Source organism: Verrucosispora sp. FIM060022 (assembly GCF_003977705.1).
Lineage (GTDB): Bacteria > Actinomycetota > Actinomycetes > Mycobacteriales > Micromonosporaceae > Micromonospora > Micromonospora gifhornensis.
On record NZ_RQIV01000010.1, the window covers coordinates 160473 to 174300 of the forward strand.

The 13828-nt window shown below is 73.1% G+C and carries 12 protein-coding genes and 1 riboswitch; of the genes, 2 read left to right on the forward strand and 10 right to left on the reverse strand.

Features of this window, described 5'->3' with window-relative positions; all coding sequences use genetic code 11:
- Positions 1-79: 79 nt before the first annotated feature.
- Positions 80-1270: a saccharopine dehydrogenase family protein gene (locus EG812_RS23960; protein WP_126712816.1), complete on the reverse strand. Its 1191-nt coding sequence runs from the start codon at positions 1268-1270 to the stop codon at positions 80-82.
- Between the two features lie 43 nt (positions 1271-1313).
- Complete coding sequence (locus EG812_RS23965; RefSeq protein ID WP_233579608.1) at positions 1314-1727, reverse strand: hypothetical protein; 414 nt, start codon at positions 1725-1727, stop codon at positions 1314-1316.
- Between the two features lie 148 nt (positions 1728-1875).
- On the opposite strand from EG812_RS23965, the gene EG812_RS23970 reads away from it, so the two are divergent.
- A complete protein-coding gene (locus tag EG812_RS23970) occupies positions 1876-4644 on the forward strand; it encodes a winged helix-turn-helix domain-containing protein (RefSeq protein ID WP_126712817.1) in 2769 nt (922 codons plus the stop codon).
- Between the two features lie 139 nt (positions 4645-4783).
- On the opposite strand, the gene EG812_RS23975 is transcribed toward EG812_RS23970, so the two are convergent.
- The 4 genes from EG812_RS23975 to EG812_RS29125 form a co-directional block, all read right to left on the reverse strand.
- Positions 4784-5329 carry a DsbA family protein gene (locus EG812_RS23975; protein WP_043725422.1) on the reverse strand — a complete coding sequence of 182 codons (546 nt, stop codon included), beginning with the start codon at positions 5327-5329 and terminating at the stop codon, positions 4784-4786.
- A gap of 82 nt (positions 5330-5411) precedes the next feature.
- Positions 5412-6101 (reverse strand): BON domain-containing protein, encoded by a 690-nt coding sequence (locus EG812_RS23980; RefSeq protein ID WP_013735295.1) that lies wholly within the window; start codon positions 6099-6101, stop codon positions 5412-5414.
- A gap of 810 nt (positions 6102-6911) precedes the next feature.
- Positions 6912-7316 (reverse strand): hypothetical protein, encoded by a 405-nt coding sequence (locus EG812_RS23985; protein WP_013735294.1) that lies wholly within the window; start codon positions 7314-7316, stop codon positions 6912-6914.
- A 122-nt stretch (positions 7317-7438) separates the two neighbouring features.
- Complete coding sequence (locus EG812_RS29125; RefSeq protein WP_013735293.1) at positions 7439-7585, reverse strand: hypothetical protein; 147 nt, start codon at positions 7583-7585, stop codon at positions 7439-7441.
- A gap of 358 nt (positions 7586-7943) precedes the next feature.
- Between EG812_RS29125 and EG812_RS23990 the strand changes: the two genes are divergently transcribed.
- Complete coding sequence (locus tag EG812_RS23990) at positions 7944-8306, forward strand: STAS domain-containing protein (RefSeq protein ID WP_013735292.1); 363 nt, start codon at positions 7944-7946, stop codon at positions 8304-8306.
- A gap of 4 nt (positions 8307-8310) precedes the next feature.
- Here EG812_RS23990 and surE read toward each other — a convergent pair whose 3' ends face one another.
- From surE to EG812_RS24010, 4 genes are all read right to left on the reverse strand, one after another.
- A complete protein-coding gene (gene surE / locus EG812_RS23995) occupies positions 8311-9135 on the reverse strand; it encodes a 5'/3'-nucleotidase SurE (RefSeq protein WP_126712818.1) in 825 nt (274 codons plus the stop codon).
- Positions 9132-10112: a 1-phosphofructokinase family hexose kinase gene (locus tag EG812_RS24000; protein WP_013735290.1), complete on the reverse strand. Its 981-nt coding sequence runs from the start codon at positions 10110-10112 to the stop codon at positions 9132-9134. Before EG812_RS24000 ends, surE begins: the two co-directional genes overlap by 4 nt.
- Before the next feature lie 213 nt (positions 10113-10325).
- Entirely contained in the window at positions 10326-11420 is a 1095-nt protein-coding gene (locus EG812_RS24005) for a coiled-coil domain-containing protein (protein ID WP_126712819.1), read from the reverse strand.
- 4 nt (positions 11421-11424) lie between these two features.
- A riboswitch (cyclic di-AMP (ydaO/yuaA leader) is annotated at positions 11425-11558 on the reverse strand.
- 150 nt (positions 11559-11708) lie between these two features.
- Positions 11709-13823 carry a HelD family protein gene (locus EG812_RS24010; RefSeq protein ID WP_013735288.1) on the reverse strand — a complete coding sequence of 705 codons (2115 nt, stop codon included), beginning with the start codon at positions 13821-13823 and terminating at the stop codon, positions 11709-11711.
- Between the last annotated feature and the right edge of the window lie 5 nt (positions 13824-13828).

Below are 13828 nucleotides of genomic sequence, written 5' to 3' on the forward strand. Positions count from 1 at the left end.
GAGATCCTGCCCCCTCGACCTGCTTGAGGGTCAAGCCGCTGTCGGGTGTTAACAGGGGACCCCTGCTCTACACCAGGCGTTAAGAAGGTGCCCTTCCTTCGTCCAGGACTCCGAAGGTGAGGCCGGCGGTGGTGAGGCGGTGCAGCAGGGCGTCGCCCATCGCAGTGACCGGGGTGACCTGCCCGGCGGTGGACGGCAGATCGTCCAGGGCCAGGCAGAGCGCCGACTCGGCGAGCATCTTGGCGGTCTCGTCGTAGCCCGGATCTCCGCCGGCCACCTCGGTGATCACCCGTCGGTCCCCACCGCGACCCACGAACCGGACCCGGAACCACGACCTGGCCCGCTGCTCGGGGCTCGGCCCCTGGCCGGAGGCGAGCCGGCCGAGCAGCCAACGCCGGGTCGGTGGCAGCTTCACCAGCGCGGTCAGCGCGCCCAGACCGGCACCGGCGACCAGCACCGTCGGCAGCCGCCGTACCGCCGCGAAGTGCCGGTAACGGAAGTCCGGCCCGTACTCCGGACGGGCTGCGGCCGATCGGCGGACCACCTGCGGGTCGATGGTGGGCAGTGGCACCGCCCAGACCGGCAGGTCGCGGGAGCGGGCCACCTTGCCGGGCACGGCCCGCACCTGGCGGCCGGTCGGGCGCGGCTCGACGGCGCGGCGTTCGTGGGCCGCCCGGGCGGTCTCGGCGGTACGCGAGAAGGCGGTCAACGCCGAGTGGTAGGTGCCGGCGGAGAACCGGCCCCCGGCGCGTACGTAGCCGTCCACGGTGATCGGCACGTCGGCCGGCAGATGTTTGATCGTGAACCAGACCCCCAGGTCGTGGGGGATCGAGTCGAAGCCGCAGGCGTGCACCAGCCGGGCCCCGGTGCGTACCGCCTCGGCGTGGTGGCGCACGTACATCAGGTCCACGAACTCCGGCTCGCCGGTGATGTCCAGGTAGTCGGTGCCGGCGGCGGCGCAGGCGGCCACCAATGGTTCCCCGTGCCGGATGTACGGCCCGACGGTGCTGGCCACCACCCGCGTGGCGGCGGCCACCGCGCGCAGCGAATCCGGGTCGGTGACGTCGGCGGTGAGCAGCGGCAGTTCCGCAAGCGCCGGGTCGACCGCGGCCAGCCGGTCGCGGACCGTGGCCAGCTTGTCGCGGTTGCGTCCGGCGATCGCCCAGCGCAGCCCGGGTGGGGCGTGCCGGGCGAGATAGTCGGCGGTGAGCCCGCCGGTGAAGCCGGTCGCCCCGAACAACACGATGTCGTACGCCCGCTCCGCCGTCATGCCGAGATGATGCCAGCCGGAGCGCCTCACCGCTCGGCACCTGTCACCGGTCCCGGCCGGTCGGGGGCAGCTCACCGCTCTCGGCGAGCTGCTTGGCCTGCCACAACGCGTGGCGGACCGCGAGCTGTGGTTCGTCACCGATCAGATGCGCGGCCAGCCCGGTGGGCGCCGGTTGGGTGACCGGTCGGGCGGCCAACTCCGTACGCCGACCGTCGGGCGGGCTCCGCAGCTCGACCTGGATGGCACCGTCGAGTCGGCGCAGCGGCTCCGGCCAGACCCCTTCCGGCAGCACCTCCCCGGGCGGCCGGGCGATGGCCACCACCTGCCACGCCTCGGGCCACCGGCGGACGGAACGGGAACGCCGCCTCAGCCGTCGGACGACAGCGGTGCGTACGGTCCGGAGCAGGGCAGCGCCGAGGACACCCGTCACGGCGAGTGCCGTTCTGAGCTGTCCCACCCGTTACCTCCCGTGCTCCGCGCGATCTCCATCGTCACCGCGCTCCGGGTGAACCGGACTCCTCCCGAAGGGGTGAACCGCCCGGTGCCGGGTAACCGCCGGACCGCAGGGCCTGGGGAGGGTGGACGCGTCCGTGGGGGTGGGCCGGATGCCGGATGACCGCAGCGAGGTCCGGGGTGCCGCACGGGCCCGTACGCCGGGCGGGTCGGCCGTGCTGGCGTCCCGCCTGTCGCCCGCCGTGCTGCCCGAGCCGGTGGTGCTGCGGCCACGGCTGGCCCGGTTGCTCGACGAGGCCGTGGCCCGACCGGTCACCCTGCTGCGGGCCCCGGCGGGCTGGGGAAAGACGACGCTGCTCGCCTCGTGGCGGCGTACGGCCACGCAGCGCGACTCGGGCACCCCGCCGCCGGCCTGGGTCTCGGTCGAGGCCGGCGACGACGCCGAGCGGCTCTGGGCGTACCTCGCGGCGGCCCTGCGTTCGATCATCGACGTGGCGGCGACGCCGATTCCCGACCGGCCACCGGGCCCGGACGAACTGGAGGTGCTCGCCGCCGCGCTGGCCGCCCGGGAGCAGCCCGCGGTGCTGGTCCTGGACGACCTGCACCGGGTCACCGACCCGGCGGCGGTGGCCGGGCTGGAGTTCCTGCTGCGCCACACGGATCAGCGGTTACGTCTGGTGGTGACCGGACGCTCCGGCCCACCGCTGGCCGTGCAGCGTCTGCGCCTGGCCGGTGAGTTGACCGAGATCGGACCGGACGAACTGGCCTTCACCGGCGACGAGATCGCCGACCTGTTGACCGCCCACGCGGTGGCGGTCCCGGTGGCCGCGGTACGGCGACTGCGGCAGCGCACCGAGGGTTGGGCCGCGGCGCTGCGGATCGCCGCGCTGGCGCTGCGCAGGCAACCGGATCCGGAACGCTGGATCGACCAACTCGGTGCCGACCACCCGGAGATCGGCGGCTACCTGCGCGAGGAGGTGCTCGCCGGGCTGACGCCGCAGGACGGAGAGCTGCTGCGGCGGGCCGCGGTCGTGGACACCGTCTGCGCCGGTCTCGCCGGTGCGCTGACCGACGACCCGAGCGTCGAGGGGAGGCTGAGCGGTCTCGCCGAGGACGCCGGGTTGCTGCACCACGACGGGGGACGCCCGGCGTGGTACCGCTGTCATCCGCTCCTGGCGGACCTGCTGCACCGCGAGCTGGGTCGGTTGCCCGCCGACGAGCTGCGTGACCTGCACCTGCGTGCCGCCGGCTGGTATGCCGGCAACGGTCGACCGGCCGAGGCGTTGCGGCACGCGCTGGCCGCCGAGGACTGGGTCAGCGCCGTCGACCTGTTCGTCACCCGGTGGCCGGAACTCGTCCCGAACGGCCGGGTCGACCGGGACGTCCCTGCGGCGGCACCCCCGCCGGAGGCGGTGGCGCGGGATCCGGAGCTGGCGCTGGCCTGTGCCGCCGACCGGGCCCTGCACGGCGACCGGGAGGCGGCCGAGGCGCAGCTGCGGCTGGCCGCCGAGCACGGTGGCGCGCTGCCCGAGCCACGTCGGGGCCGGTTCGGTCGGCTGGCCGCCGCCGTGACGCTCACCCTGGCCCGGTCGACCGGCGACCCCGAGACGGTACGCACCGCCGCCGCCCGGCTGCTCGCCACCGCCTCCGTAGCGGGCGCCGCCCCGGTGGCCCGCGTCGAGGAACGGGCCGCCGGGCAGACGCCTCGCGGCGACGCCGGTGACGATGCCGACGTACGGGCGGTGGCCGGCACCGAACTGGCCCGGCTGGCGCTCGACGCCGGGGAGCTGACCGAGGCGGCCGACGGGTTCGCCGCGTCGTTGACGGCCGCCCGGGTGACCGGCCGACTCCGCCCCGAACTGGTCTGCGCCAGCCGTTGGGCGTTGCTGGCGGCGCTGCGTGGGCATCTGCGGGCGGCCGAGGAGGCAGCCCGGGCCGCACTCGCGCTGCCGCCCTGCCAGGGCTGGTCGGCCCAGCTGGACTGCGGGTACGCGTACCTGGCGCTGGGGTTTGTGGCGCTGCACCGGGACCAGCCGGCGGAGGCCGCGGCGAACCTGACCCTGGCCGCGGCGGCGACCGGCGAGGCACCGGCCGGTGCGGTGGCGGCCTGGTGCCACTCGATGCTGCGCCACGACGAGGGCGACCTCGTCGAGGCGCACCGCCTGCTCGGGCAGGCTCGGGAGTGCTGGTCGCAGCGCTCCGGCCCGGTGGCGGCCTGGTTGCTCGCCGCCGACGTGGATCTGCACGCGGCCCGAGGTGACCTGTCGACCGCCCGCGAGCTGGCCGTCGCCGGGATGGCGCGGTTCACCTCACCGACGCAGGCCGGGCCGGCCTTTCCCGCAGCCGTGCTGTCGGTCGCGGCGGCCCGGGTGGAACTGCGGGCCGGTGACCTGCACGCCGCCGCGCGGCTGCTGCCGGACTGGGCCGCCGGGCCGGCAACCGACTGGCCCCTGCCGGTACGCCTCGACGCCGCGTTGCTCGACGCGGTGCTCGCCGGGCGCGGCGGCGATGAGCGCCGGGCCGGGCGCACCCTGGAACAGGCGCTCGATCTCGCCGCCCCCGACGGGTACCGCCGGCCGTTCACCCGCGCCGAGCCGGGCCTGCGTCACCTGCTCACCGCCCACCTGGACGCCGGTACGGCGCACTGGCCGATGGTCAGTGACCTCGTTCGGGCGGTGGACCCGCCGGCGGACCTCGCCGCGTCCGGTGCGTCGGTGGCCCCGCTCGACGAGCCCCTGACCGAGCGGGAACTGACCATCCTGCGCTACCTGCAGAGCATCCTGTCAAACGTGGAGATCGCGGCCGAGCTGTCGGTGTCGGTGAACACGGTCAAGACGCACGTACGCAACATCTACCGCAAGCTCGACGCCACCCGACGCCGGGACGCCGTCCGCCGGGCCCGCGAACTCCACCTCATCTGAGTGGGCGGTGCCGGCGGGTCGTAGGCGGACGGCGTCCCGTCACCAAATGACCTGCAAGGAGGGGCCCCTTGTTAACGCCTGCGGTAGAGGAGGGGCCCCTTGTTAACGGATCCGGTGCCCGGATCAGGTGATGGCCGGATCAGGTGGTGGCGGCGTCGACGGTGGCCAGCAGGGTGGCCAGGTCGAAGTCGCCGTCGTGGCGGGTGTCGTTGACGAACAGGGTCGGGCTGGCGTCCACGCCACTGCGGATGCCGCTGACGAAGTCGTGTCGGATCCGGTCACCACCGGCGTGTCGACCGATCTCCGCGTCCACCTCGTTCACCGGCAGCCCGAGCTGCTCCACGCCGAGCATCAGGTGCACCCGATCCAGCTGCTCCTGGTGCTCGTAGAGCCAGTCGTGCATCTCCCAGAACCGTCCCCGCCGTCCGGCGGCCTCGGCCGCCTCGGCGGCCATCTCGGCGTACGGATGCAGGTTCGCGATGGGGAAGTGCCGGTAGACCAGGCGGACGGTGTCGGCCCGCTCTCGGAGCACCTCCTGCAGGCTGGCGTGCGCCTGGCCGCAGAAGGGGCACTGGTAGTCGCCGTACTCGACGATGGTCACCGGCGCGTCCGTCGGACCTCGGACGTGGTCGTGTTCCGTGACGGGTGTGCGGAGCCGCGCAGTGACCTGCAGTGGTGTGGTCAGCTGATCGGTCATGAGTGCCAGGCTGCTGCCCGGCCGGGTGAGGGGGGCTCACCCGGCCCGGGTGGTTGCGGCGTACGCCGCCTCAGCGCAGCACCGGTGCCACGGCGATGTGGTTCTGCACCTCCCGGATGCCCGGCGCGGACCAGACGACCCGCTCCACCTCGGCGCGTTCGGGCATCGAGTGCACCAGCCCGCCCAACAGCACGGTGTCGCCGTGCACCCGCACCGTCACCTGCTCGGCGTCGGTCGCCCGGTTGCGGGCCAGCGCGTCGACGATCCGGTCGGCCAGCCTGCTGCCGTCGGGACGCACCGTCGGCCGTACGGTGATCCCGTTGCTGATTCCGCGTACGCCGTTGAGCTGGTTGACCGATTCCTCCGCGGCGCGGCGTTGGTACTCCCATTCGACCTGGCCGTGCAGGGTGACCCAGCCGTCCGCGACCGTCACGTCGAGCTGCTCCACCGGCACGAAGGCACGCCACTGCAGGGCGTGTTCCACCGCGGTGGCGATCTCCGGATCGGTGCGCTCCGCGCCGGTGATCAGCCGTACGGCGATGTCGTTGGCGACCACCCGGACCTGGGCGACCCGATGTGCCGCGCGTTCCGCGGCCCACTTCTTGGCGTAGCTGTCCACCCGGCCGGTCAGCGTCACCACACCCTCGGCCACGGTCACCCCGATCTCGTGCGGCTGTACGCGGGGCTCCCAGTCCAGTTCGTCGAGTACCGCGGAACGGATGTCCTGATCGATGCGGTTGATCGTCGAGATGCTGGCCATCGCCTTGCTCCTCCCTTGCCGGCGTGGCGCGGCCCGCTTTGCCGGGTCCGCGGCACTCAGCCTGGTGGCGGTCCGGGTGACCCGGCCTCACCCGGGTCGGAGGAGGTCCGTGGGAGCGCTTCCATTTGCTCGTCGAAACGGTTAGGGTGAGCCCATTCCTCGGGTGCGGGAGCCAATCGCGCCGGTGCCGGAGCCAGGGCAGCTCCGTTGGGTGTCTGCTGTGCGTCCACCTCACCTCGGTCACGGGGTGTGGGGCGTCTCCCCCCGAGAGGAACTCAGATGCGGAGAGGTCTCGTCGATCCGGCGGTGTCTGCGCCCGGCTGTGCCGGCGCCGGCCCCGTCCTGCGAGCCCGACCGGGGGCACCGTCCGCCGCGCCCACGCCACCCACCACCGGCACCGTACGCCTCAAGGCCCGGCCCGCTAAGGAGGGCGATCTGTGGCTGGCTGGGCAGGGTGGGCCGGGGCGTCGCACCGGAGCCACCCGCCTCACGTCGACGAACGTCAGCAGCGCGGGCTTCTTCTTCCCCGAGCCCGACCGGCCAGACGGCGTCGCCCCCGGGTCCGTCCGCGTCCACCCCGGCCACCGGCCCGGCCGCGTTCCCGACCCGCCCGCCGCCGTCGGGCGGCGCTCCGGCCGCCTGCCTCAGCGCCGGCTCGTGACGCGAGTGAGCTTCCGACGACCACCACCCGCACCACTCGCTGGCCGTCCACACCCGGTCAGCGCAACGGACCCCGTCCGACCGGATCGGTCGGACGGGGTCCCGTCCCGAGCTGAGCCCGTTCGACGCCAGCAGGGTGAAGGCCGCCGCTCAGCGGTCGGTCTCGGCGGGGGAGTCGGGGCGCTCGACGTCCACGAACTCGATGTCGTCGACGGACCGGTCACGGCTGCCCGCGGCGCGGGCGGCGGTGCCGGCAGCCCAGCCGAGCGCGGCACCGACCAGCGCCGCGCCGATCAGCAGGGTCCACGGCAGGGCGGGACGGCGACCGGCAAGGGCGTCGAAGGCCCGGGTGGCCCGGCGGCGGGCCTCCTCGGCGGCCGATCCCACCAGCTCCCCGGCGTCGTCGGCCAGCCCCGCAGAGGTGTGCCGGGCGGAACGGGCGGTGTCCCGGAGGTTGTCACCCGCGGTGCTCACCGCCGACACGAGGTGGTGCCAGGCGTCGTCCGCGATCCGCTCCGGCTTGCTGCGGCGTTCCAGCAGGTTGGTTCCGAACATGCTTCCCTCCTCGACAGGACCGAGGCCGGTGCCCGAATGAGACCTCCTCGGCGGCTTGCCCGGCGTGCGGCGGGGGTACGCCTTCGGAGGCTGTGCCCCGCCGGATGCCCTCGCAAACCGGATCAGCGGGACGACACCACCGCGACGGCGGCCCGGGCGAAGTCGTCGTCGTCATCGTCGTCGTCATCGCCCCCGCCGCCGAAACCGCAGGCCAGGACGAGGGTGAGCAGTGCACTGACGCCGGCCAGGGTGGCGAGCCTGCGAAGCATGTCGTCGTCCTCTCATCGATTCGGTCAGTGGTGATGCTAGGCACATTCCGGTACTGACCGCAGCCCGGCTACCAGCGGAGCCGGCCCCACGGCGGACGCCTCGCCGCGCTGGATATCGAAACCGCTGGCATCGGCCCGCTACCCTGGTTCGACGGCGTGGGCTGGCGCGCGGTGTGGAATAGCGGCCAGCGCGTCGAGTGATAGGACATGAAAAGTCCGGACAAGGGCGACTTGGCACGCCCCTGTCCGCGAATTGCTCATCCCGAGGGGTGGCGACCGAGGCCGTTGGAGGAATACTCTCGGTCGCGGCCCGCGTACTGATGAGGCGCCCGTCGTACGGGCGAGTGGAGGTGCTCGCGTGAGCCTGTCGATCCTGCAGACGGTTCGGCCTGGTGGTGTCATCGAGATCGCCCCGCGAGGGGAGATCGACGTCGACACCGCGTACGAAGTGAAAGAGGCCATCGCCGAGGTGCTGGCCAAGGGCCGGCCGGCCCGGATCGAGCTCAACATGCGGCTGGTCACCTTCATCGACTCGGTAGGCATCAGCGCGATGGTCGCCGGATTCCAGACTGCCGAGGTCAGTGGCGTGAAACTGGTCGTGACCGAGCCGAGTCGGTTCGTGCACCGGCAACTCTGGGTGACCGGCCTGCTCGGCCTGTTCGGCGCCCCCGAGCCGTACTACGCGGGGGCCGCCACACCCGAGGTCCTTCCGGGGGCCTGACCCCTTATCCGGCGTCGAGGCCGGACAGATCAATATCGGTCGCCTCGGTGACGGCCCGAATCGCCGTCACCGAGGCGTAACCCTCGGCGAGCAGGGCCAGGTCGGTACCGGGCTGCACCGCCTGACCGGGCTCCTCCAGCGACGTGCGGACGAAACCGTGACCGGCTTCGGCGACCGTCATCTGCACCTGGCCGAAGGTGGCCAGGCTGCCTCGGCGTACCCCGCGAAGCCGCTCGTACGGCAGATCCGGCGCGTTGACGTTGAGCACGCTCGCCACCGGCCCGGTGGGTAACCTGGGCAGCAGGTCCAGGGCGACCCGGGCGGCGGTCGACCAGTACCGGTCGGCGTCGCGTACCCGTGCGGCGGCGGCCACCGCCGCCCCGCCGCTGGCCGCGGTGGCCTCACCGGCCGACAGGACGTCCAGGGACACCGCCATCGCCGCACAGCCGTTCGCGGCGGCGGTGAACGCGGCACCCACGGTGCCGGAGTGCAGCACCGCGCGACCGGCGTTGGCACCACGATTGATTCCGGACAGCAGCACCTGCGGCGGCGGCCCGAAAGCGCCGTGCACGGCGATGAGCGCGATGAAACCGGGAGACCCGCCGACCGCGAAGGCGGGCGTACCGTCCAGGTCCGGCAGCGGGTGCTCGTGGACCACCACCCGGCCGTCCTGCTCGATCGCGCTCATCGCGGCGCTGGTGCCGCTGGCCTCCTCCAGCGGGGCGGCCACCACCACGTCCAGACCCCGGTCGACGGCGGCCCGGGCCAGCGCGTGGATGCCGGGGGCGGCGATCCCGTCGTCGTTGGTGATCAGTACCCGCAGCGTCATCGCCCGCCCGCCCGGTGGGCCAGCTCGTCGGGGGTCGTGCGGTGCTGCGGCCGGATGCTCGCCGGCTCCAGCTGCACCCGCTCGACCAGGCCGGTGATCGAGTCGACCCGACCGGTGCCCAGCCCGTGACGCGTGACGTTCAGCGCGCCGGCCGCCGCCCCGGTACGGATGGCGGTGCGGACGTCGCCGCCCTGGGCCACCACGGCGGCCACCCCGGCGGTCATCGAGTCGCCCGCCCCACGCGGGTCGGCCGCTTCCAACTGGGGCATCAGGACCTCGAACACCTCGCCGTCGACCAGGGCCAGCGCCGGCTTCTCGGCCCGACTGACCACCACGTTCTCCGCACCGGCGGCGTGCAGGTCGTACATGGCGCGGGTGAGCTGTTCCTCGTCGTCGTCGGCGGCTCGGCCGTCCGCGATCAGCTCCTCGTGGCTGACCTTGAGGAAGAACACGCCGCTGTCCACGACCGCCGTCAGGTGTTCGCCACTGAGGTCCACCACCACCCGGCTGCCGTTGGCGCCGAGGTCGGCGGCGAAACGGCGGTACAGGTCAGCGGGCACCAGTGACGGGTCGTTCGGGCCGCTGAGCACGCACACCTCCGCGCGCAGCCCTTCGCTGAGGGCGAGGTTGTACAACTCGTCCAGCTCGTGCCGGCTCAACGGTTGGCCGGGCACGTCGACGATCTCCCGCCGGGTGCCCCCGCGGCGGTCGTGCACGTACCCGCCGCTGCCGCCGGAGTCGCGGTTCACCACCTTGAGGTCCACTCCCTCGCCGACCAGCAGCGGCGCCAGGACCTCCCCGATCTCGCCGCCGAGCGCCGTGCAGAGCACCACGTCGACACCGAGCGACAGCACCATCCGGGCCTGCCAGACGCCCTGTCCGCCGGGGTGCAGGTGCAGCTCCGGTACGTCGCTGGGCTGGTCGACGGTGACGGTCAGCAGCGGTGTGGGCGCGAAGACCATGACGTGCCCGGTCACCGGGCCCACCCGCAGGTGCCGGACCGGGTGAACCGCGTGGTGGGTTGTCTCATGCGCGTTGCGCCCCTTCGTGGCGAAATGTCCACTTCCGTCTTAGACGGTAACCAAGGTGGCGGAACCGCGCGCGTCGACCGGCGGGGAGTGTGGGCGTTTCGCGGGCACGATGCGACGCCGCCGGGCGGAAGTCCCACCCGGCGGCGTCGTGTGAACAGGTCAGTACACCGACAGGTGCACGTGGTTGGTGTGGTCGCTGGACGGGTCGCCGCGACCGCCGCTGTAGGACTTCCAGCCGCTGCTGGGCAGCCAGATCTGCTTGTACCAGATCACGTAGAGCACGGCGAGCCGGTCGGCGTTGTTGACGAAGTACGCCGCCAGGTTGTTGCCGTACGTCCGGTCGCCGCCCGTGGCGACCCCACCGAAGCCGTTCTTCTGCGCGGCGAAGTCGCAGGCCCGACCCTTGGGGTGCTCGCCCGAGCCGCCCGAGCGGTAGCAGGAGACGTACCGGGTGAAGCCGGCCGCCTTGGCCTGGTTGAGCGCGTGCAGCGTGCGCGGGGTGATGCAGCCGTTCGCCGGGGTCGGGTCGTTGACACTGCACGACTCCGAGGGCCACGAGCCGTCCGAGTTGCGGGGCGCGGGCTTGGCCGTCGGGCTGGAACCGCCACCACGGCTCGGGGTGCGGGCGGCGCGTTCGGCGGCCTGGGCGCGTTCGGCCGCCTCCGCCCGCTCGTTGGCCACGGTCAGCGCCCGCTCGGCCTGGTCCTTGCGCTTGGCCATCACCGCGACCTGCTTGCGCTGCTCCTGGACCTCCACGTCCAGCGCCTGTTTGGTCCTGCTGACCTCGTCGCGGGTGGCCCGCAGCTCACCCAGGGCGCGCTCCTCGTTCGCGGCCACCGCGTCCAGCGCCGCCGCCCGGTCCATGAAGCCGGCCGGAGAGCCGCTGTTGAGCAGCGCTGACGCCGCACCGAGCCGGCCGCTGCGGTACGCCTGTGCGGCGATCTCGGCGACCTTGGCACCGCGTTCGGTGAGTTGGTTCTCGGTGGTGGTGAGCTGTGCGGCCAGTTGCTTCTGTCGCTTGACCGAATGGTCCAGCGCGGCCTTGGCGTCGAGGTAGCCCTTGCTGGCCGCCTCCAGTTGGGCGCGCAGCGCCGGGGTGCCCCCCTCGTCGCCGACGTCGGCGGGAGCCGCCGCCAGTAACCCGTGTGCCGCGGCCGGGCCGGGTACGAGCGCGACGCCTACGGCGAGAGCGAGCGCCGCGCAGATCAGGGCCGCCGTTCGGGCGGCCGGTTTCACGGTTGCCACTGCTGGCATGCACATGTCCTTCCGTCAGCCGCCGACCGGGTTAGCTGACGGGTTCGGGACGGAAGATCCCTACCGCGCGTGCGCGGATGCACCCCAGGAACATGGTTCCCCGGCTCGCCCCTGCGGGCGATTAGGCGGCGACCACCGCCGGCACCGGTGGGTGCCGCCTGGCGGAGGCCGGGTCCGAGCCTACCGGTGCTGCTGTGACCCGTGCAGCCGGTGTGACTCGTGGTGTTCGTCCGGTCACCAGGAAATCGGACGAAAGTATCATTTTTGGTAAATGGCGGTAGCTCGGTGTCAGGTGGCCACATCGACCGTGGTCAGCCGCTGGGTGGCCCGGGACAGCGCGACGTAGAGCGTACGCACACCGGAATCGGGCACCGCGCGGATCTCACTCGGCGCGACGAGCACCACCGCGTCGTACTCCATGCCCTTGGCCTCCAGGCTCGTCACCACCTGCAGGCGGTCGCCGCCGAGGCCATCGAGCCAGCCCGCCACCTCGTCGCGCCACGGCACCGGAGTGATCACCCCGACGGTGCCCTCGACCTCGCCGAGCAGGGTGCCCGCGGCCGACACCACGCTCGTCGTCAACTCGGCGGCCGGCACCACGAGTTGCACCGGGTCGACTCCGGTGGAGCGGACCGCCGTGGGCAGCGGAAGATCCGGGTACACCCGGCGGATCTCCTCGGCCGCCACCGCGAAGATCTCCGCCGAGTTGCGGTAGTTGGTGGTGAGGGTGAACCGGTGCCGCGGCCGCCGACCCAGGGCCTGCTCCCGAGCGCGATTCAGCTCCTGCGGATCTCCCGTCCAGGCGGTCTGCGCCGGGTCACCGACCACGGTCCACGAGGCCAACCGGCCCCGCCGGCCGATCATCCGCCACTGCATCGGCGAGACGTCCTGCGACTCGTCGACCACCACGTGGGCGTAGTCCCGGTAATCCTCCGGACGCTCGCGGGCGGCCTGTCGGGCAGCCCGCTGCCGGTCGGCGAAGGTGCTCAGCTCCCGTACGCCGCCGGCCAGCTGGAACGGATCCCGCTTGGCTCGGGCCGGGCGTACCGGCTTACCGAGCAACGTGTCCAGCTCGTCGAGCAGCGCGGTGTCGGCGACCGTCGGGCCGTCCGTGGCCAGCCCTCGGTAGGCCTCGCCCAGCAGCCGGATCTCGGCCCCGGACAGGATGCCGCCGGCGTACCGGCGCAGTCGCTCGTGGTCGGCCAGCCAGCCGAGCACGTGCCGGGGATGCAGCCGGGGCCACCAGGCCTTGAGGAACTCTCGGAAGTCGCTACGGTCGATCAACTCGTCCTCGAAGGCGCGCTGCTCGGGCAGGCCGGCGATGCCCAACCGGCGGGCCTGGGCCCAGAGCGCGGCGAGGACGCCGTCGAAGCCGGCCCGGCGTACCTCGTTGCGGCGGGCGCCACGGGGCAGCGCACGGTTCCAGACCGTGTTCAGCTCGGCCCGCTCCAACCGCAGCAGCTGTCCCCGGTAGAGCAGCCGCAACTCGGTGGGGGCACCCGGCGCGGTGTCCCGCACGGCACGTTCCAGGACCCGCCGCATCCGCAACGATCCCTTGATCGCGGCCACCCGGGGCGGGTCGGTGCGGGTGGCGACCAGGCCGGGGAAGATGCTGCCCAGCGACTGCAGGGTGGCATTGTCCTCGCCCAACGACGGCAGCACCGAGGCGATGTAGGAGACGAAGACCGAGGAGGGGCCGACGACCAGGATGCCGCCTCCGGCGTACCGGCTCCGGTCGGCGTAGAGCAGATAGGCGGCACGGTGCAGGGCCACCGCCGTCTTGCCGGTGCCGGGGCCGCCGGAGACGAGCGTCACCCCGGAACTGGGGGAGCGGATCGCCTCGTCCTGCTCACGCTGGATGGTCGCGACGATGTCGCGCATGCCCCGGCCGGTGGTGCGGGACAGGGTCGCCAGCAGCGCGCCGTCGCCCACCACCGGCATGTCCGGCGGTGCGGCTTCCGGGTCGAGCAGGTCGTCCTCGATCCGGGTGACCCGTTCCCCGCTGGACTGGATCGTGCGTCGGCGTACCACGCCGAGCGGCTCGGCGGGAGTGGCCTGGTAGAACGCGGCGGCGGCGGGGGCCCGCCAGTCGACCACCAGGGTGCTGGCGTCCTCGTCGCGGATGCCGAGCCGCCCGACGTAGATCACCTGGCCGTCCCGCAGGTCGAGTCGGCCGAAGACCAGCCCTTCGTACTCGGCGTCGAACAGGTGACGTCGCTGCGCGGCGTGGAAGACCATCGCGTCGCGTTCGACGAGCGCCCCGAAGTTGCCGACCCGGGCCAGCCGGTAGCCGTCCCGTTCGGCGCGGACCGCCCCGCGCCGCAGCTCGGCCAGTCGCGCGTACACCCGGTCGAGATGCCGTTGCTCGACGGCGATCTCCTGATCCAGGGTGCTCTGATCCACCGCTC